9 protein-coding genes and 2 tRNA genes are annotated in these 20,041 nt (G+C 61.4%); 1 reads left to right on the forward strand and 10 read right to left on the reverse strand.

The genetic code is table 11. From position 1 onward, the window contains the following. Positions 1-137: 137 nt before the first annotated feature. The 6 genes from typA to Q0H23_RS06370 form a co-directional block, all read right to left on the reverse strand. Entirely contained in the window at positions 138-1,976 is a 1,839-nt protein-coding gene (typA, locus tag Q0H23_RS06345) for a translational GTPase TypA (protein WP_293836762.1), read from the reverse strand. A 234-nt stretch (positions 1,977-2,210) separates the two neighbouring features. Next, a complete protein-coding gene (locus Q0H23_RS06350) occupies positions 2,211-2,663 on the reverse strand; it encodes a hypothetical protein (protein ID WP_293836764.1) in 453 nt (150 codons plus the stop codon). Positions 2,664-2,906: 243 nt separating this feature from the next. Next, on the reverse strand, positions 2,907-10,361 hold the full coding sequence (locus Q0H23_RS06355) for an FctA domain-containing protein (protein WP_293836766.1): 7,455 nt from the start codon (positions 10,359-10,361) through the stop codon (positions 2,907-2,909). Between the two features lie 228 nt (positions 10,362-10,589). Continuing rightward, positions 10,590-11,951, reverse strand: a complete 1,362-nt coding sequence (locus Q0H23_RS06360; RefSeq protein ID WP_293836768.1) for a helix-turn-helix transcriptional regulator — start codon at positions 11,949-11,951, stop codon at positions 10,590-10,592. Positions 11,952-12,309: 358 nt separating this feature from the next. After that, a tRNA-Ala gene (locus Q0H23_RS06365) sits at positions 12,310-12,385 on the reverse strand. Positions 12,386-12,447: 62 nt separating this feature from the next. After that, a tRNA-Ile gene (locus tag Q0H23_RS06370) sits at positions 12,448-12,524 on the reverse strand. A 167-nt stretch (positions 12,525-12,691) separates the two neighbouring features. Between Q0H23_RS06370 and Q0H23_RS06375 the strand changes: the two genes are divergently transcribed. Continuing rightward, positions 12,692-13,264, forward strand: a complete 573-nt coding sequence (locus tag Q0H23_RS06375; RefSeq protein WP_293836770.1) for a bifunctional nuclease family protein — start codon at positions 12,692-12,694, stop codon at positions 13,262-13,264. Between the two features lie 187 nt (positions 13,265-13,451). Here the strand turns inward: Q0H23_RS06375 and gyrA are convergent, their stop codons facing one another. From gyrA to recF, 4 genes are all read right to left on the reverse strand, one after another. Next, positions 13,452-16,184: a DNA gyrase subunit A gene (gene gyrA / locus Q0H23_RS06380; protein ID WP_293836772.1), complete on the reverse strand. Its 2,733-nt coding sequence runs from the start codon at positions 16,182-16,184 to the stop codon at positions 13,452-13,454. 14 nt (positions 16,185-16,198) lie between these two features. Next, positions 16,199-18,235: a DNA topoisomerase (ATP-hydrolyzing) subunit B gene (gene gyrB / locus Q0H23_RS06385; RefSeq protein WP_293836774.1), complete on the reverse strand. Its 2,037-nt coding sequence runs from the start codon at positions 18,233-18,235 to the stop codon at positions 16,199-16,201. A 123-nt stretch (positions 18,236-18,358) separates the two neighbouring features. Next, positions 18,359-18,964 carry a DciA family protein gene (locus tag Q0H23_RS06390; protein ID WP_293836776.1) on the reverse strand — a complete coding sequence of 202 codons (606 nt, stop codon included), beginning with the start codon at positions 18,962-18,964 and terminating at the stop codon, positions 18,359-18,361. Beyond that, the gene (gene recF / locus Q0H23_RS06395) at positions 18,954-20,039 is read right to left on the reverse strand and encodes a DNA replication and repair protein RecF (protein ID WP_293836778.1); all 1,086 of its coding nucleotides are present in this window, start codon (positions 20,037-20,039) and stop codon (positions 18,954-18,956) included. Before recF ends, Q0H23_RS06390 begins: the two co-directional genes overlap by 11 nt. Positions 20,040-20,041: the final 2 nt, after the last annotated feature.

The raw sequence follows: 20,041 nt of genomic DNA on the forward strand, positions 1-20,041 counted from the left end.
TAAAGCCGTTTGTCTCCACCCGCATAGCGGGTGGTTTAAAGCTGGCCGCTGCGCGGCCAGCAGACTAAAGTCTTGAATAAGGGGCGCGTCGCATCTGCGACACGCCCCTCTCTACTCACGACAATCGCGAGGACGGCTTACTTGTTCACGAGACCGGCGCGCACGTTGGCCTTCTTGCGCTCGATCGCGTTAAGGATGCGCTTGCGCATGCGGATGCTCTTCGGCGTGACCTCGACGAGCTCGTCGTCCATGATGTACTCGAGCGCCTCCTCGAGGGAGAAGGTGCGCGGCGGGGTGAGCTGAACGGCGATGTCTGCCGTGGAGCTACGCTGGTTGCCGAGCTGCTTGGAACGGGCAATGTTAACGACCATGTCGCCGGGCTTGGAGCGCTCGCCCACGAGCATGCCCTCGTAGCACTCGTCGCCAGGACCCACGAAGAGCTGGCCGCGCTCCTGGAGCGTGCCGAGGGCGTAGGCGACGGCCTTCTCGGTGGTCATGGAAATCATGGCGCCGTTGTTGCGCACGCCAATCTCGCCAGCGAACGGGCCGTACTCGAGGAAGGTGTGATAGAAGACGCCCTCGCCGTGGGTGACGTTGAGGATGCGGTTCTTGAGGCCCATGATGCCGCGGGTCGGGATCTTGAACTCGATGTGGCAGATGGTATCGCCCTGCTCGAGGTTGGTCAGGGTGCCGGAGGCGTTACCGAAAAGCTCGATGACCTTGCCGGAGTACTCGCCCGGGCACTCGACGACAGCCTGTTCGATCGGCTCGATGCGGTTGCCGTTCTCGTCCTTCTTGATGAGGACGCGCGGACGGCCAACCTGGAACTCGAAGCCCTCGCGGCGCATGGTCTCCATGAGGACGGAGAGGTGGAGGATGCCTCGGCCAGCGACCTCGACGCCCGTCTTGTCAGGGAGCTCCTCGATGCGCATGGTCACGTTGTTCTCGGCCTCGTTCATGAGGCGCTCCTTGAGCTGGCGAGCGCCCACGATGTCACCCTCGCGGCCGACGAGCGGGCTCGTGCTGGCCTCGAAGACGATGGCGAGGGTCGGCGGGTCAATCTCGATCGGGTCAAGCTCGACGGGGTTCTCCGGATCGGTGTAGACGTCACCGATGTCGGTACGGTCGATGCCCACGACAGCTGCGATGTCACCGGCGCTGACCTCCTGGCACTCGGTGCGGCCGAGGTAGTCGAAGGTGAAGAGCTGCTTGACGGTGGCCTCGGCGCGCGAGCCGTCGTTCTTGACGACGAGGATGCGATCGCCGTCGTGAATGGTGCCGGAGTAGATGCGGCCGATACCGATACGGCCCACATACTCGGAGTGGTCGATCGTCACGCACTGCATGGCCAGCGGAGCGTCGACGTCGGCCTCGGGGGCGGGCATGTCGTCGATGATCATGTCAAGAAGCGGGTACATGTCGTTGTTGTCGTCAGACGGATCGAGGCGAGCGTAGCCGTTCATCGCGCTCGCATAGACGACGTGCTCCATGGCGAACTCGAGCTGCTCGTCCGTGGCGCCGAGGTCAGCCATGAGGTCGAGGCAGTCGTTGTAGGCCTTCTCGGGGTTGGCGCCCGGGCGGTCGATCTTGTTGACGACGATCATGATGGAGAGGCCGCCGTCGATGGCGTGACGGAGCACGAAGCGCGTCTGGGGCATCGGGCCCTCAAAGGCGTCGACGAGCAGCAGAGCGCCGTCGGCCATCTTGAGGACGCGCTCGACCTCGCCGCCGAAGTCAGCGTGGCCCGGGGTATCGAGGACGTTAATCTTGACGCCCTTGTACTCGATGGAGATGTTCTTGGCGAGGATGGTGATGCCGCGCTCGCGCTCCTGGTCGTTGGAGTCAAGCACGCGGTCCTCGACCTGCTGGTTCTCGCGGAAGGCGTCGGTGGCGCGCAGGAGCTTGTCAACGATGGTCGTCTTACCGTGGTCGACGTGGGCGATGATGGCGATGTTGCGTAGGTGTTCCTGGCGCATGTTTATCCTCAATCTCGTGCGGCGCGTCGGATTACGCGCGATATGGCATGTTTGGGCCGAATTCTCGGCCAACGGCTTAGTTTAGCGCGGTGGACGGTAGGTTGCTTTCCTCACAAGCGCATCCATCGAGGTATCACGGTTGAGACCGGTCTCACTCGGATGGACAGGCACCGAGAATGGCGCGAGGGCTTATGGGCTTGTCGAGGGGCGGGCTAAAAACCGCCGTGGCGAGTCCTACAGCAGGCTCGGGGTCTCCCCGGCCGGGGCGGGATCGCTCCAGGCGAGGTTATCGCCCGCGCCAATCCCCTCGACGAGCGAGAAGGCGGAGTAGCCGCACTCGGCGCCGCGCTCGCCAAACTCGAGGATGAGCGCATCTCGGAAGACGTCGTCCTCATCCGCAACCGCGCCAAGGTACGCAATGGCGTAGCAGGCGGGCTTGCCAATGACGCGAGCGTTGTCCTCGCCACGAGCGCCGTTGCGAACCCACATGCGGGCCGCTTCGAGGCACTGTTCGGCGGAATCATCGTCGAATTCGCAGGTCATACGCTGGCCCTGGGAATCCGCAGCGGTGGCGACGACGGAGAAGTCCTCGCCAGCAGCGAGGCGGTCGAGGGCTTCGCCCATGAGGATGCTGCCGAGCTCGTCGGTCTGAGCGGAAACGCCGCCGTTGCCGTGATTGTCCGCCATGTGTCACCCTCCGCGTTCGCCGTGATGTCGAAAAGATGGTAACGCATCCGCGCACGAGGTTGCGCGCTCCATGCCAAAAGAGAAGGGAGCCGAGGCCAATTGACCTCGGCTCCCAGAACACCGGGCGGGGGGTTGCGAAAGGAGAACGGGAGAAGCTTGACGAATCCGCCCGGTGGAAGGGGGGCAGACCCTCACCGGCGCGGCAATGGGAGGAGCCGCGCCGGCTTAGGTTTTCTTGGTCCCCTAGCTCCTCTTGCCCCTCTTGCTCACGACAAGGGCGACGGCGAGGATGGCGACGCCGAGAACCGCGCTAACCACGATGGGTGCGGACTCGATGGGGTCACCCGTCTGGGGGATGAACTTCGTGGGCGGCGTCGGGGTCGAGGGCTTCGCGGGTTCCTCGGGCTTGGTGTACGTGTTGCGGAACACGCAAGCCGCGAGCTCCTCCTGGTTCACGCTCGCGATGAGGTTGCCCTGAAGATCGTCTTCGACCGTGACGGTGACCTTGCGCTCCGTTTCGTCGTACGTGACGCTCTGCTGGCCATCGTTCACCTCGGAGATGGTAAACGTGTAGGTGCCGGCCTGCGTGAAGGAGAGCTCGGAGAACGTAACCTGACCGTTCGCGTCATTCGTCGCGGTGAGCTCGACACCACCACCGGAGAGCTTGAAGGTGAACTGGCCAGCCTTGAGGTCTGCGCCCTCGAGAACCTTGGCCGCGGTGAGCGCGAGCTTCGTGGGCTTGGCAGTGTAGACGTTTTCGAACTCAACCTCACCCGCATCTACGAGCTTGTGAGTAACGCCGAGGGTTCCGTCCCCGTTGTCCACGACGGTCGTCGTCACACGGTAGGTTGCATCGCTATACGTAACGCCATTCGCGGTGGTCCCGTAGCCATGCTCGCGAATCGTGTAGTTGTGGACGCCAGGAGCGGTGTACTTAATGGGGCTCAGAACCACATTGCCGGACGCGTCGTTCTTGCCAGTAGCAACGATCGCATCCCCCTCGAGGAGATCAAACGTGAACTCGTTCTCATCGAGGGTGCGCCCGGTCAGGGTCTTGTGGACCTTGATCTGATCGGTGACGCTCGAAGTGGTAGACGTGACGCTGTAGGAGTTCGTGAAGGTGAAGGCCGGGCCATCGAGCTCCTTGCCGCTCGCGTCGACGCGAGCGACGGTGAGCTTGCCACGGCCGTCGTCCGTAACCTTGATGTACACGGTGCGCGAGGACTGCTCGTCGTTCGTGACGCCCTTCGCAGAACCGCTCTCGGTGATGACGTAGCGGTAGGTGTGGGAGCGCTCGCGAACGGGCTCGGCGCCGGTTTCGCCATCGGTCGCGGCAGCGGCGCTGTCGGAGACGACGCGCATCAGCCTGCGAGACCTACGCCAGGAGGCAGTGGCGACGGTGTCCGCCTCAACGTCGTGGTTAGCAAGGGCCTGAGGTGCCGGCTCGGGAGCGGACTCGGACTCCGCGGCAGGAGCGGACTCAGACGCAGCGCCCTCAGACGGCGCGGGAGCGGCTTCCTGAGTTGCGGGAGGAGCAGCGTCGGGCTCGGAATCGACAGCGGGGTTCCCGGTCTCTCCCACCGCAGGCTCGTTGAGCTGCGCGTTAGGCGTGGGTGAGGATTCGCCCAGGACAGCGGCGTCGCCAGCCGCGGCGCCCGCACCTTCCGCCTCGCCAGCGGCATCATTGGTCTCGACGTTCTCGCCAAGGGCCTTCAGAAGGTCCTCGAGCGTAAACTTGATCGAGCCAAAGTCGACGTTGCCGTTCGCATCGTTCGTGGTCAAGGTGCGGGTGGGCATGGGGGCACCAATCTCGCCCTCGACGGTGAAAGTGAACTTCCCGGTGATATCGGTACCATCAAGGAGTTCAGGCACGCGGAGCTGCTTGGAGCCCACAAGGTTGATGGAAACGGGCTCGCCCGTCGCGTACGTGTTGAGGAACGCGAGGCCACCGTCAGAGAGGTCCGTGGTGCAAGTCAGCTTTCCGTCGCCGTTATCCACAACGGTCACGTTGAAGGAGAAGCTCGACGCCGTGGGCGTCACGCCCTTATCGCTGAGACCGTCAGTCACCTCGTAGGCAACGTACGGAATCGTCCAAGTGTTGCCCGTGCGAGTAGCGAGACCCTCTCGAACAAGGCCGGCGAGTATATCGCTGTCGTAGGACAGGGTCCCGAACTTCACCTGGCGGTCGATGTTCGTGGCAGTGGAAACGACCCTGCCGGTGTCCTTGCCATAGACCAGGCGGAAGTTGAAGTCGTTATTGAACATGAGGCCGTTCGTCATGGACTTCGTGCCCACGATGGGGGCTGTCTCACCGGTGGCAACGTAAGAGTTCTTGAAGGAGACCTTCGCAGCGGCGTTCGCGTCAGAACCGGCAACGTAGGAGTACGTGTTGTCGACACCAGACGTGCTCGTGACGTGCGTCGTTACCGTGAGTTTGGCGGTAGAGGCGTCATCAGCCGTGGTGATCACGACGTTATAGCTCGTTGCGTCATATCTGACGCCACCAAGATTGCCGCCCTTCTCGGTGATGGTGTAGGAGTAGACCTTCCCCACATCTTCCTGGGTAAACTTGACGCCAGCAGGAGAGCTCACCACAAGGGCCTCGCCCCCGTCAGGAGCTGCGGAGTTGGCGTGCTCGCCGGCAATGCCGAGCTTGTCGCCATCACCGGTCGCGGTGACGACAAACCCAAACTCTCCCGCGCTCATCGCACGGCCGTCCATCCTCTTCGTTACGCTCAGGCCACCGGCAGCGGTGTAGTCGAGCTGCGAGCTGTAGGTGTTCGTGAAGACGTTGCTCCCGTTCGCCACGACGGCGCTCATCGTGCCGTTGCCCCGGTCAGCGACCGTTACGGTCACCGTCGCGGTATGTTTATCGTCAGAGATTCCAGGGATACCAGAGGCATTCTCGGTGACCTCATAGACGAACGTGCGCTCGCCGTCACGCACCATGTCGTAGGTGAACGGGATGGTGCCAAACGTGAAGTCAGCAGCCTCGGCAGCGTTGCTGACGGTCACGCTGGTGACTTCTGTGCCATTAGCATCAACGGGAAGCGGCGCTCCGGGGGTCTTAGCGTTAATGGTGAAGGTGAAGCTGTCGCCAGCGCGCCAATCACGACCCTCGAGAACCTTGGAGAAGTGGGGGCTCACGAGCTGGTCAGACGGGATGCTCGAGTCATACGTGTTGACGAACTCCCTGTCACCGGAGATGCGGCTGACGGTCGCCTCGAGCTTGCCGGTCTCCGTGTTGTCTCGCACGGTAACACGGAAGGCGGCGACGTTGTCGCTGTAGCTCATGCCACCAGCGCTTCCGCGCTCCTCGGTGACCCTGTAGTCGTACTGGCCAGGCTGCGTGTACACGATGGAGCCAAAGTCGATCATGGCCGCGCCATCGGCAACGTCATCGGGACCAAGGACGACCCTCGTGGAGGGAGCGCCGTCGTCACCCATGGGGACGGGAGCGCCGTTGACGCCCTCAAGCAGGAAGGCGAAGCTGTCGCCGTCCCGCCAGTCGCGACCCTCAAGGACCTTCGTCAGGCCGAAGTCAGCCGTGGCGAAGCTGGCGTCCGCGGCATGGTACGCGTTCTCGAACAGAACCCTACGGCTGCCGTCGCTCACGACCTGACCATCAATCTTCGTCGTAACTGTCAGCGTGCCGTCAAGGTTATCGATGACGGAGATGGCCACCTCGTGCGTGTGATTGTCATAGGTAACGCCAGGGACCCTGTCTTCGTCGGCAGGGGTGACCTCTGCCACCTCGAACGCGTAGGTCTTGTTGGCGTTCTCTGCACTAAAGACGATGTCAGACAGCTTTGCCATATCCTCGGCGACGCCGCTTGCGCGCCTCTGGGTGTTCGAGAAGCTCTTGTCGGAATCAGAGAGCAGGGCATTTGCCTCGTCAGCCGTCGCAGCAACAGTGCCGTCCTCGGCGGTTGCATCCTTGCCAGTAATGGTGAAGGAGAACATGCCCATATCCATGGAGCGGCCGGTGAGGACCTTGCTCACGGTAAGGCCGGGATAGTAGGCGACCTCGGTGGGCGCGTAGACGTTCGTAAAGGCCGCGTGATCGGTGACGTCCTTGTCCGCATCGATCGCGGAGGTCGTGTTGTCGTAGGAGACGTTCCCAAGGGCGAGTTTGCCATTGTCGTCAACGATAGTGACGGTTGCGGTGGCGACGTGACGGTCCCACGTGATGCCCGCGCTATCCTCGGCAGGAGCGTTCTCACGAATAGCGAAAGTGTACTCGCCGGGCTTGGTGAACGTCATCTCGCCAGACTCAAAGTTGACCACGTTGCCGTTGGTCTTGTGCTCGAGGGCCATGTCAGAGGCGACGCCGTTCTCGGGGCCAGAGACGAGGCTCAGGGAGAAGTTGAAGTTATCCGTATCGAGCATGTCTCGGCCAACAAGCTGCTTCTCGCCCTTGATGATTCCGGACTCAGCGAACGCCTGGGGCGTATAGGAGTTCTCGAACGCGGCCTCGGCGAGCCCGTCGGACTCCCCCTCGCGCGTATAGGTCGCGGAAACCTTGACGAGGTTCTCACCGTCGACGGTCTCGTGGGTCACGGTCACGGTCGCGATCCAGACCGTAGCGTCATACGTCATGCCGGGGCGAGCGTCAGCGGGGACCTTCTCGCAAATCTTGTACTGGTAGGTCTTGCCCACGTTCTTATTCGTGAAGGTGATGCCCTCGAAGACCACGACGCCATGGGCGTTGTTGTGGCCAACGAGCTCGGTCGCGCCGGCGGGCATGGGTGCGCCGTTCATAGGCGTCAGCGAGAACTCGAACATCTCGGACTGGAGGGGCAGCGCGCCGGACGCATCGCTCAGCGTCTTCGTGGCGATGGGTGCCCAGTCCTGCGAAGTGGCGTCAAAGGTGTTCGTGAACCTCGCGACGTCCGTCGAGGCAGCATCGGCGGCGACGTTGGCACCGAGGTCGTCGTGGACGCGCGTGATCTCGGAGGAGGCAGCAAGCGTTCCGTCGTGGTTGTCCTCGACCGTGACGGTCACGGTGTAGAGGGCGAGCGAGGTCGACACACCGGGCGTCGTGGCTTCCTCGGCAGGCTCGAAGACCTGGTAGACGTATGTTCCGGGCGTCTCGTAGGCGATGTCACCAAAGCTGAAGGCGACAGGCGTGCCGGAGGCCGTGCCTTCGGGGCTCGTCACGACCACCTTGGAGATGTCTCGCTCGGCGCCTTCCGGCATGGGAGCACCGTCGAGACCCTGGAGGATGAAGGTGAAGCTATCGTTCGCAAGCCAATCGCGGCCATTGAGGATTTTCTCGCCAACGAGGCTCTCTCCACCGGAGAGCGTTCCCGTAGCGGAGTAAGTGTTCGTGAATTCCGCCTTAGCCTCGAGCCCAGCCTCGACCACACCTTCCTGCGCGGTGGAGGGCGAAGTCTCGAAGCCGCTCGCGGCTTTCTCGGTCACGGTGTAAGCGGTTCCCCGAGCGAGGCCATACACGTAGAGCGTCTCTCCGTGCTTGAGCGTGTGCGTGGCATTGCCGGCGACGTCGAGCGTGAGGTCCCAGGACTCGTCACCATGGACCGTCCCGTCCTCGCCCTTAACGGTGGCCTTGAACGTCTTGCCGGCGGCGCCGGGGATCGAGATGTTGAACGTGAAGTCGAGGTCGTTGTAGTAATCCTCGTCAAAGCCAGCGGGAACAGCGACCGTCTTGGAAATCGCGAGCGTTCCGGGCTGCTCGAGCGAGATGCGACCGTTGTTGCCAAGGGCAACGTTGATTGTCCTGCCATTCCAGTGGGGGTTGATGATGGAGGAGGCGGTTGTCGTTGCGTTGCTTCCCTTATTGGTAAGAAGCTCGTTGATATAGGTGAGGCGGCGCGAACCCTTCCTCAAGATGAGATATCCGGACTCATCAGTGGCAATTGCACCCGTAACACCCTCGGCAACGCTGCCGGGGAAGGAGACCACGCTCGAAGACTTGGTGGCCGCTTCGTCAGCGATGTCGTACCAGGAGCGCTTGTAGTAATACGTCGCAGAACCGCTCAACGGATCACGAGCACGCTGGGTGCACTCGGCGTTGAGATAGAGCGGAGTGTCTTCGGTGATGTAGTAGTAGCTGTTACCCGTCGCAGGAGTGAATGCAGACGTCGTGTCTCCATCCTCCCCACCGGAGTACGCGTTCGCGAGGAAGTAAACCTTTCCCTCTTCATCTGTGTGGCTGGCAATGTAGTCCGCCATGGCCTCGTCGGGGTTCGCGAGGAGATCAATCGCCTCTTCCTTGAGGCTCGACCCGTAGAACACGCGAATGGGAAACGTCAGCGTCACGTCGCCGGTTCCCTCATCCTCGTCGACGTTGAAATGACGAAGCGGAATGAGGGACGCCGGAATGGAGACGGTCACCTTGTCGCCAGTCCGGGCATCATCGGAACGCTCGACACGGATGATAATGTCTTTGAGGTCACCCGCGGGATAGAGCAAGTTGCCGGCCGTGCCGTGGAACGTGTAGGTATCGACGTTTCCGGAAGTGGATTTATCCGGGTTGTAGAAGACCTGCTTGGCGAACACAATGCTCTTGAAGCTGTCGACCTTCATGTAGTCGCCCAGCTGGTCGGTGAACGTCACGTAGCCAGACGTGTTCTCGGCACCCTCGACGACATCGGTGGGATGACCGGCAGCACTCACGATGTCCTGTGAGATTCCACTAAAGACATCCTTGAGATCGTTGGCGCTCGTCGCGGTCTTATAGAAGTCGGAGTCAGTCGCGCGCGCACCAAGCTCGTCATACTTCGTTGCAGCGGGATAGTTGCTGGACACGGCGTGCAGGAACTTGTTTTCCTTCGTAGCTCCCCAGCCGTTGGGGTCAGCGGAAGGATTGGCGCCATTCTGGATGCCAACGGTGTAGATGGTGGTTCCACCATCCTTGAGAGCCTTGGCGGTGGAGACGGCGGAGTTGGCAACACGCGAGCTGAAGTCGCTGTTCATGGTTGGAGTGCCATCAGTGAAGAACACGACGACCCTCTTGGCGCCGGGGCGTGGGTTGTCGTCGAGTGCCTTTTTGGCCTGGCTCATGCCCTCGTCGGCGCGGGTGGCGCCGGCAGGGTCGATCGCGTTGATGCGGGAGGTGATGGTCCCCTTGCCGTCCTGCGTGCAGGCGGTGAGCCCAAGCATGCGCTGACTGTAGTTGTATTTGTAGCCGCCAGACCAATAGGTATCGTTGCCGATACGCTCCGTGCCGTCACCGGCAAACTTCACCACGGCGACGCGATGCTGCTGGCTTGCGTCCGAGATACCCTCGTTTGCCTTCGCGATCTCGTCGACGAAGGCGTTGGCGGCAGCCTTGAGCGCATCGATGCGCTTGGTGGAGTCACGGTTGCCCATCGAGTCGTCCATCGAGCCAGAGGCGTCAAGAACGAGAACTATGTCCAGGGGCGTCGAGGACGTCATCGTCAGGTTCGACGTCGATGAGATGGCGGAGAGGGACGTCAGGAAATCCGAGCCATTACCCTTCTCAATCGTCATATCACCGTCCGCGCCAGAGAGGACGATATTATCGTTCGAGACGGTCTTGTCCGTCCAGATGCGGCCGACGTTCTCTGTTGAGTTTTCGAGACCCCAGTTACGCCATGTCGACGCAGAGGAGGGATCAGCCACCGTCTCGGCGCCAGCCGTGGCGGCAAATGCTGAGACGGGAGTTAACGTAAGGAATAACGCAAACAACAACAGAAGCCTTAGTCGCTTCATGGTGACCTCCTCCGACGAAAGCTAGATAACCGAGCTTATCGTCAGGAAATCGAGGTCAATTCAATAGGTCACATGTGTGCCAAATTTGAGAACTCGCAGGTAGATTAACCTGTTCTAAAAATCACTGTTTCCGCGAACGGTATGGGAAAACAAGGCCATGCGTTGGCTGCGGAGGCGCATATTTGTCGATGCGGAGGGGCGATTAAACGCCCCCAAGCCCCTCTTGCCCTAACCCTGATCGCGAGTCCTGAGCTCGTCGAACCAAGCGTCGAATTCTCGATAGAGACCAACGCGCGTAGTCACTCCCGCCTTCTCGTAGATGGCGGAGATATGCCTCTGAGCCACGCGGCGCGAGACGAACAGACCATCCGCGATCTCTTGAACACCGAGCTCCGTCGTCAGGAGGGACTTATACACTTCCCTCTCCCTCGCGGTGAGGCCAATCTTCTCGGCGTATAGGGCGAGCGCCTCTTCGCGAGACGGAAGGGCGGGCTCCTGAATGAGGGCATCGCCGATCCCCGCCTTCTCCTCGTCCAGGTCCTCCGTAATTCCCCACGCGATGTCACGGACAAGGACGAGAAGGCAGACGATCGACAGTAAGCATGATACGGTCACAGTCACGACCACGCCCAGTGACTCGAAGAGTGGGCGAGCGAGCAATGCACCCAAAGCGCCCACAAGACAGCTGATGGCCCTCCCCATACTTGCAACGATCTCCGGACAAGATGTCTTAGGTGCCACCCTCATGAAACTCGCGCTGAGATACATGACATAGAAAGAACCATATATTCCCGCAATGAAGGTAGCGGCGGGCATTCCTTCCGGCGTTTCCGCCGCGGGCACCGCCGCAGCGACAAGGAACATCGCACATATCGTGATGAGGGAGCGAAGGTGACCCTTCTTCAGGTCAAACAGCACGCCAACGAGTGGAAGCGAAAGCGAGTAGACGATCTTGGAGAGACCGGTGCTGATGACATTCCCGTTTGCATAGTTCCAGACAAGAACGCCGTCGAGAAGACCATAGTCGAGGGTCATGGCGGTAGCAGCAACCGCAAGAAGAATAATCGATCTCCTACTCACGCCAGATACCTGTTGAGTCGATGACTGGGGGTCGCACAACCATTGCCTAGCGGGACGGCCGGCAAGCCACAAGATGACAATCGCACTCAGGGTTACGCAAATCACAAAGGCCGCGGGGGTCATCCCGAGGGTCTCGACAAGATACTGGAGCAGGGAGGCGACACCCATGCCAATTCCAAGCGCTCGCCCAGAGACCGCACTCTCGCACGACACGAGGCTAAATCCACAATGGACGGCTGCGCCAATGTAGCCAAGGGCCAGAATCGTCACACTGCTCGCGATAAGGAAGCCGGGCAGGCGAAGGGTTGCCGCCATCCCGATGGCTCCGGTAACGCAAAAAGACATCGCAGCGGCAGCGGCAGTTCTTTTCTCCATCGAGCCGGAAAGATAGGATCCCGCTACCCAGAAAAGGACATAGCCAAGCCCCGTAAAGGCGAGCAGGATCGCGTATACGTTCCCTATGACGCCAGGATCCGCAAGGCGAGGAGTGCGCCCAAGCGTTACGGACATGCAGAGCTTCCAGGTAAAGAAATAGAGGGAGAAAGAGGCAACCTCGATAAATAGCTCCCGCGAGAAATAGCGGGAGGGAACAATATGCCGAAACCGTCTAGTTACGCGCACGAGTTGCCTCCCTTCATCTCTCCACCTATCTTCGCACGATATTCGAGGGGGGGGGACAATAAAACCGCGACAAAAGTCCCAAATGTTCATCGCTTTTGAAGCTGATATCAGAGCTCGGGAGAAGGATAACGATTACGCTCTTTCACGCTTCGTTGGTAGGCATTCAGAGATGCCTTGAGAGCGCGAATACCGGGCGCAGAGGAGGTCAGCATAAAAAACGCCGGAGAAGCACTCCGGCGAAACAGACTGGTGGAGACGATGGGGATCGAACCCACGACCTCAGGCTTGCAAAGCCCGCGCTCTCCCAACTGAGCTACGTCCCCTTTTAGTAATAAACGCCCCAGCGGCGACTCGGCTCACGCTGGGGCGTTTATTGGCAAAAAGGTGGTGGGCCCGACAAGGTTCGAACTTGTGACCTCCCGGTTATCAGCCGGACGCTCTGACCAACTGAGCTACGGGCCCACATGCGGTGTGTCTGCCACATCGCGCTTGGCTATAATAAGCCAACCCGATGCCGTAGGTCAACAGAAATTTAAAAATCTTTGAGAGTTTTTTCTGCCCACCCTATTGGGTAGGATTAACTACTACTTCAAGCAGGATTTCCCATTCACTCGGAGGGAGTGGAACATATGGTTCGCATGGTCATAACGAACGTCATCGTGGGCAATCCGCCTCTCCCCTCCGCAATCGTGCTTTCCCCCGCCGAGGATTCAGGGGCAAACCCCGAGGTGACTATCGACCACAACCTCAACGCGGAGGACATCATCGGGTCAACGTCCATGGATGTTCTTCCTCTCAGCGTTGGCATGGTTGACGCCGCGCAGATCGCTCGCGCAGCAGACAGCGAGACCCACCGTCGCCCGGATACTCACGATCTCCTCTCGAGCGTCATCACCGTCCTGGGTGGTGAGGTTTCCTCCGCTAGCATCACCCGCGTTGAGGACACAACCTTCTTCGCCACGGTTGACGTAATCGCGGCAGACGGCACCACCCACCACGTTGACGCCCGCCCCTCGGACGCCATTGCCTTGGCGCTGCGTTGCGACAAGCCCATCCTCGCGAGCGAGGACGTCCTCTCTCGCGCAGGCCTCCCAAACTTCGAGGCCATCGCAAGCGACGAGAAGCGTCGCGAGGCCGAGGAGTTCCACGCCTTCGTCGAGTCCCTCTCCCCCTCTGACTTCGAGTCTCCCCGCGAGCCCTAACCAACGCCCAGACCACCAAAGCAGCCAGGACGCCCAGTCCTGGCCGGCGGCACATCGCCGCGACGTCAACAACAGGGCGCCGGCCCCGTGGGTGCTAAGCAAACATTTTCGAAACGCGCACCGCGCGTTGAGATGTTTGCTTGCACCCGCGAGGCCGGCGCCCGTCAGGTTAATTAGGGCGATGTGCCTACTCGTCGATCAGGCTCTCGTCCATCTCCTCGTCACCGATATCGACCTTGTCGCCCTCGTTAGAGGCGGTGGATTCCGCGTTGGCCGCATTCTGGTCGGGCTCGTCCTTGGCGGCCCTCATGCGAGCGAGCGCGCAGACGGAGTCGCTATCACCCACGCTCATAACCTTCACGCCCTGCGTCGAGCGGCCGAGCTTCGAGATGTCCTTCACCTTCACGCGGATAACGACGCCATCCGTGGAGACAATCATGAGCTCGTGCTGCGGACCAACGACGCGGCACGCCGCAAGGTTGCCCTTCTTGTCGGTCATAGTGATGGTGTAGACGCCCTGGCCGCCACGCTTGTGCTCGGGGTACTCAGCAACGGGCGTGCGCTTGCCATAACCCTTCTCGGTGATGACGAAGAGGTCGCCGTTGCCGTTGGTAATCTCCATGCCGAGCATCTTCGCGTCGCCCTTGAGGGTGATGCCACGGACGCCGGAGGTATCGCGGCCCATCGGACGGACATCGCTCTCCGGGAACATGATGGCCTTGCCGTCGGTCGAGACGAGGATGACCTTGTCACCCTCACGCACGCGACGAACGTTCACGAGCTCGTCACCGTCACGCAGGTTGATGGCGATGATGCCGTCGCGGCGCGTGCGGTCATACGCGCTCATGGCGGTCTTCTTCACCGTGCCGTTCGCCGTTGCGAACATCAGATATTCGTCCTCGGGGAAGGTGCGGCAGGTGATGACGGCCGTGGCGTGCTCGCCCTCGCTGAACGGCACGAGGTTGACGATCGCGGTACCGCGCGCCGTGCGCTGGCCAATCGGCAGCTCATGAACCTTGAGTCGATAGACCTTGCCCTTGTTCGAGAAGAACAGCACGTAATCATGGGTGCTCGCGACGAAGAGGTCCTCGACGAAGTCCTCGTCCTTGAGGCTCACCCCCTGAACGCCCTTGCCGCCGCGCTTCTGGGCACGGTAGGTGGCAACCGGGGTGCGCTTCACGTAGCCGGCGTGCGTCACGGTAATGACCATGTCCTCGTCGGCGATGAGGTCCTCGACGTTGAGCTCCTTGGTGCCCTGGACGGAAATCTCGGTACGGCGCTTGTCGGCGAACTTGCGCTCAATCTCGCGCATCTCGTCCTTGATGACGGCGAGGATCTTCTCCGGGTTGGCAAGCAGATCCTCGTAGTAGGCGATCGCTTTGCGAAGGCCGTCGAGCTCCTCCTGGATCTGATCGCGGGAGAGGCCAGTGAGGCGTCGCAGGCGCATCTCGAGAATGGCCTGGGTCTGCTCCGGAGAGAAGCCAAAGCGCTCGATAAGACGCTGGGAAGCCTCGGTATCAGTCTGAGACGAGCGGATGATGTGAATGACCTCGTCGATGTGGTCGAGGGCCATGAGATAGCCTTCGAGGATATGGGCGCGGGCCTTCGCCTTCTTGAGGTCGAAGCGGGTGCGACGGGTCACCACGTCGACCTGGTGGTCGATATAGTGCTGCAGCATCTGGCGAAGCGTCAGGAGCTTGGGCACGCCATTCACGAGCGCCAGGTTGATCACGCCGAAGGTGGTCTGGAGCTGGGTGAACTTATACAGGTTGTTGAGAACGACCTGCGGGATGACGTCCTTCTTGAGCTCGATGACGAGACGAATACCCTTCTGGTTCGACTCGTCGCGGAGGTCAGAGATGCCCTCGAGACGCTTCTCGTTGACGAGCTGGGCGATCTTCTCCTGGAGGGTGCCCTTGTTGACCTGGTAGGGCATCTCGGTAAAGACAAGGCGAGCACGACCAGTCTTCGTCGTCTCGACGTGAGCCTTGGCGCGAACGGTCAGCGAGCCGCGACCGGTCTCATAGGCATCGCGAATGCCATTGGTGCCCATGATCTTGGCGCCCGTCGGGAAGTCCGGGCCGGGCATGACCGACATGAGCTCGTCGGTCGTCGCATCCGGGTTATCGATGAGCATGCACGTGGCCTCGATGGCCTCACCGAGGTTGTGCGGCGGAATGTTGGTCGCCATGCCAACCGCGATGCCGTTGCAACCATTGACCAGGAGGTTCGGGAAACGGGCAGGCAGGACAGAGGGCTCGGAGAGCGACTCGTCGTAGTTGGGCTGCCAATCGACCGTATCCTTCTGGAGGTCACGGAGAAGCTCCATGGCGGGCTTGGCGAGGCGGCTCTCCGTGTAACGCATAGCGGCCGCGGAGTCACCGTCGATGTTGCCGAAGTTACCATGGCCGTCAACGAGCGGGGTGCGCATGCTGAACCACTGGGCCAGGCGGACCATCGTGTCATAGACGGCGGAGTCACCGTGCGGGTGGTACTTACCGATAACTTCGCCGACCGTCCACGCACTCTTCTTGTGCGGGCGGTTGGGGAAGATGCCGCTCTCGTTCATCGCGTAGAGGATGCGGCGGTGGACCGGCTTCAGGCCATCGCGAACGTCCGGCAGAGCGCGTGCGGTAATGACCGACATCGAGTACTCGATGAAGGACTGGCGCATCTCGTGGCCGAACTCGCTGATCTGGAGCGCTCCGCCGTGTTCGTCAACCTCGTCAGAGTCAGCTCCGCGGCCAGCGGCGCCAAACTCCTCCTCGAGCTCGCCGTCATCCTCCTCCTCGGCCTCGTCGTCAGACTCAACGTAGACGTCGGTGCCATCATCCTCGGCAGAGGCGCGATCAAGCAGGCGCTTGAGATCGTCGGGCAGGTCCGCCCCGGCCTCGTTGTTGATGTTGTTATCGTCTGCCACTTCTGGCCTTTCTCTTAGGCGTCCAGGTAACGGGCGTCATGGGCGTGGCGCTCGATGTAGTCACGGCGGTACTCGACCTCGGTACCCATGAGCTCGCGGACGGCGCGATCAGCCGCGGCGGCGTCCTCGATGGTCACGCGCTGGAGGATGCGGGTCTTGGGGTCCATGGTCGTGGATGCAAGCTGCTTCGGGTCCATCTCGCCCAGGCCCTTGTAGCGCTGGACGTCATAACCCTTCTTCTTTTTCTTGAGCTTGCCGGAATCGTCCTTGGTGTCCTCGTCCTCATCAGGACTGAAGCCCAGGGAGCGGATAGTGTCGCGGAGAATCTCCTCCTCCGGCTGACGACCGTTGGGATAGACGTAGTGGATCTTCTTGCGCACCTTGACGCCAAAGATCGGCGGGCAGGCGACGTAGATGTAGCCAGCGTCGATGAGCGGGCGCATGTACTTGTAGAAGAAGGTCATCAGCAGGATGCGGATGTGGGCGCCGTCGACGTCTGCATCGGTCATGATGATGATCTTGTGGTAGCGAGCCTTGGTGATGTCGAAGTCGCCACCCTCGCCATTGCCCGTGGTCACACCGGTGCCGATAGCCGTGATGAGCGACTGGATGGTGTCACTCGAGAAGGCGCGGTGATCGCCAACGCGCTCGACGTTCAGGATCTTGCCGCGCAGGGGGAGAATCGCCTGGATGTCTCGGCGACGGCCGTCCTTGGCCGAACCGCCTGCCGAGTCGCCCTCGACAATGAAGAGCTCAGTGAGCTCGGCGTCGCGAACGGAGCAGTCCGCAAGCTTGCCGGGAAGGGCCGCGCTCTCGAGGAGGCTCTTGCGGCGCGTCGCCTCGCGGGCCTTGCGGGCGGCGGTGCGGGCCTTGCTTGCCTGCTGAGCCTTATTGACGATGGTGCGAGCCTGCTTGGGATGCTCCTCGAGGTACTCCGCAAGGCCATCGGCGACAACCTTGTTGGTGAGCGAGCGCATATAGGAACTGCCGAGCTTGGCCTTGGTCTGGCCCTCGAACTGCGGGTCCGGAAGCTTGACGGAGATGACGGCGGAGAGACCCTCGCGAACGTCGTCGCCCGTGAGGTTGGGCTCCTTCTCCTTGAGAAGGCCCTGCTTGCGCGCGTAGTCATTGATGACACGCGTAAGCGCGGTGCGGAAGCCCTCGAGGTGCATGCCGCCCTCGGGCGTGTAGATGTCATTGGCGAACGACATCACGCTCTCGCCGTAGCCGGTGTTCCACTGGAGGGAGACCTCAACCTCGCCCATCTTCTCGACGGGAGTTCCCTCCTCTGTCTTGCCAGCGAGGTAGATGGGATTCTTGAGACCCTCGGGAACGTCCTTGCCCTCGTTCAGGAACTTGACGAAGTCAATGATGCCGCCGGCGTAGCAGAACTCGACGACGCGCGGCTCAACCTCACGCTCGTCCGTCAGGACGATCTTGAGGTTCTTGTTGAGGAAGGCCGTCTCCTGCAGACGGTTGTGGAGGGTGTCGAAGTCATAGACGCAAGTCTCAAAGATCTCGTCATCCGGCCAGAAGGTGACCGTGGTTCCCGTGGTCGTGGACTCGCCCACAACCTTCATCTTCTCGACGGTCTTGCCGCGCGAGAACTCCATCTCGTAGATGTTGCCGTCACGCTTGACCTGGACGACGACCCTCTTGGAGAGGGCGTTCACGACGGAGATGCCGACGCCATGGAGGCCGCCCGAGACCTTGTACGCGCTGTTATCGAACTTCCCGCCGGCGTGGAGGATCGTCATGACGACTTCGAGAGTCGGGATCTTCTTCACCGGGTGCAGGTCAACGGGGATGCCGCGGCCGTTGTCAACGACGGTGATGGAGTTGTCGGCGTGCACCGTGACGCGAATCTCGTTGCAGAATCCGGCCATGGCCTCGTCGACAGAATTGTCTACGATCTCCCACACGAGGTGGTGGAGGCCGCTCGAGCTGGTCGAACCGATATACATGCCCGGGCGCTTGCGGACAGCCTCAAGGCCTTCGAGAATCTTGATCTCGCCGCCGTCGTAGCCATGTTCATTGGGAGACTCTGACACCCGACAGTCCTTTCCTTAGGGTTTCTAGTCAATCCTTACTAGTTTAGTACAGGCGCCCAATTTGGCACAGCCTAAACCTAAATCGACGAAAACCCTTACGCCCAATATGGCTCTGGCGGATTGTCAGGGATTCTGCGGGTCCCTTTTGATTTCTCGCGTACTTTCCAACTTTGCGCGACGAATTGAGTATTCCATCGCTTTAGACGCGTTTTCGCGCAGACGAGGGTCAAGTCTCGAAACCTTGTCGGCAATGCGTGCCGCCTCGATGGTGGAAAGGGGCGGGAGTTCCTCCTCGACACGGGAGGGCTCCTCTTGCGCTATGGCACGCTCGCCCGCCTTCCTACTCAACTTGAACCTCACGCGGGCGACCTCGAGCCCCTCGTACGAGAGGCGGTCGACGAAAAGCTCCGCATTGGTGGTGAGGTCGACCATGAGCGCGTTGCCATCGAGGTAGACGACGAGTTCCGGCAAGCCCACGCCGCTTTTGGGCTTATTGAGCCAGACGGCAACCGTGTGCTTGGCGGCGCGCTTGCCACAAACCTTCCTCCATGCGTGCAGGGCCTTGTTCACGTCCGACGCACCGCGAGCGACCCGCTTGTCGACATAGGCAGCGACGACGTCCGCCGCGGTGGCGGCAGCGTGCTGCTTGGCGGGGTCGAGCGGGTCATAGACGCTCCTCGCCGCGGCGCGAGCCCGACCACCCTCGTGCCCGTAGTACCTAGCCGCCATAGCGGACCACCTTCATCCCCTCGAGAAGGCTGTCGTCGAAGTAGCCGAGGTTGGTCGTCGTGATGACCGTCTGAATCCCGCCCTCGACGAACTTCGTCACGCAGGCTCGGCGGTTCTCGTCAAGCTCACTCATGACATCGTCGAGCAAAAGCAGGGGTCGTTCGCCGAGGAGGTCTTCGCAGAGCCGCACCTCGGCCATCTTCCAAGCGAGGGCGACGGTACGCTGCTGCCCCTGGCTGCCGAACGCGCGAGCGTCACGCCCCTCGATCTCAAAGGAGATATCGTCGCGATGGGGACCGACGAGAGTCTGCCCTCGGCGGAGGTCGTCGTCGCGACTCTCCCCCATGCGCCGAAGCATGAGGTCACGAAGCTCGTCGCGTCCCATGCCCGCCTCGGCGCCGGCGACGCTCGGCACATAGCGGCACGTGAGCGCCTCGCCGGAGGCAACGTCCGCGTACACCTCACCCACGAGCGAGGAAAGGCGCGTGAAGAGGTTGAGGCGATGGTGAAGGAGCGTCGCTCCACCCAGAGCCACCGACTCGTCCCACGCGTCGAGGAGGACGGGGTCGCAGCCATCCTTCAGAAGGCGGTTTCGCTGTTCGACGGAGCGCGTGTATGCCGAGAGTACCTTGCGATACCCGGCGTTCGCCTGGGCTCCAAACGAATCGAGCTCTCCCCTGCGCATCGAGGCCGAGCCCTTCACGAGCGACAGGTCATCGGGGCAGAAGAGAATCGAGAGAAGGGTTCCCGGCAGGTCCTGGCTGCGACAGGGCTTGCCGTTCCTCAGGAACTTGCGCGAACCCTCGGCGGCGACGAGCTCGACATCCACCACTCGCCCATCGCCCTCGAGACGTGCGGACACATGCGCCTCCCGAGCTCCGGGAGCGACGAGCTCGGCCGGAGACGGGCGGCGGAACGATTGTCCCGCGGTGAGGTATTGGAGTGCCTCGACGGTGTTCGTCTTTCCAACGGCATTGGGCCCCACGAGGACCGTCACGCCGGGCGACGGCTCGAGGACGACCCCGTCGAGGTTCCTATATCCGCTGAACGAGATTCGAGTGACGACGAGAGACACGG

It is taken from the genome of uncultured Parolsenella sp. (assembly GCF_934660935.1).
GTDB lineage: Bacteria > Actinomycetota > Coriobacteriia > Coriobacteriales > Atopobiaceae > Parolsenella.

Excerpts from the sequence above, each read along its gene's own strand:
- Q0H23_RS06355 (WP_293836766.1), bottom strand. The coding sequence starts at position 10,361 with ATGAAGCGACTAAGGCTTCTGTTGTTGTTTGCGTTATTCCTTACGTTA.
- Q0H23_RS06360 (WP_293836768.1), bottom strand. The coding sequence starts at position 11,951 with ATGTCCGTAACGCTTGGGCGCACTCCTCGCCTTGCGGATCCTGGCGTC.
- typA (WP_293836762.1), bottom strand. The coding sequence starts at position 1,976 with ATGCGCCAGGAACACCTACGCAACATCGCCATCATCGCCCACGTCGAC.
- Q0H23_RS06390 (WP_293836776.1), bottom strand. The coding sequence starts at position 18,964 with ATGGCGGCTAGGTACTACGGGCACGAGGGTGGTCGGGCTCGCGCCGCG.
- Q0H23_RS06350 (WP_293836764.1), bottom strand. The coding sequence starts at position 2,663 with ATGGCGGACAATCACGGCAACGGCGGCGTTTCCGCTCAGACCGACGAG.
- Q0H23_RS06375 (WP_293836770.1), top strand. The coding sequence starts at position 12,692 with ATGGTTCGCATGGTCATAACGAACGTCATCGTGGGCAATCCGCCTCTC.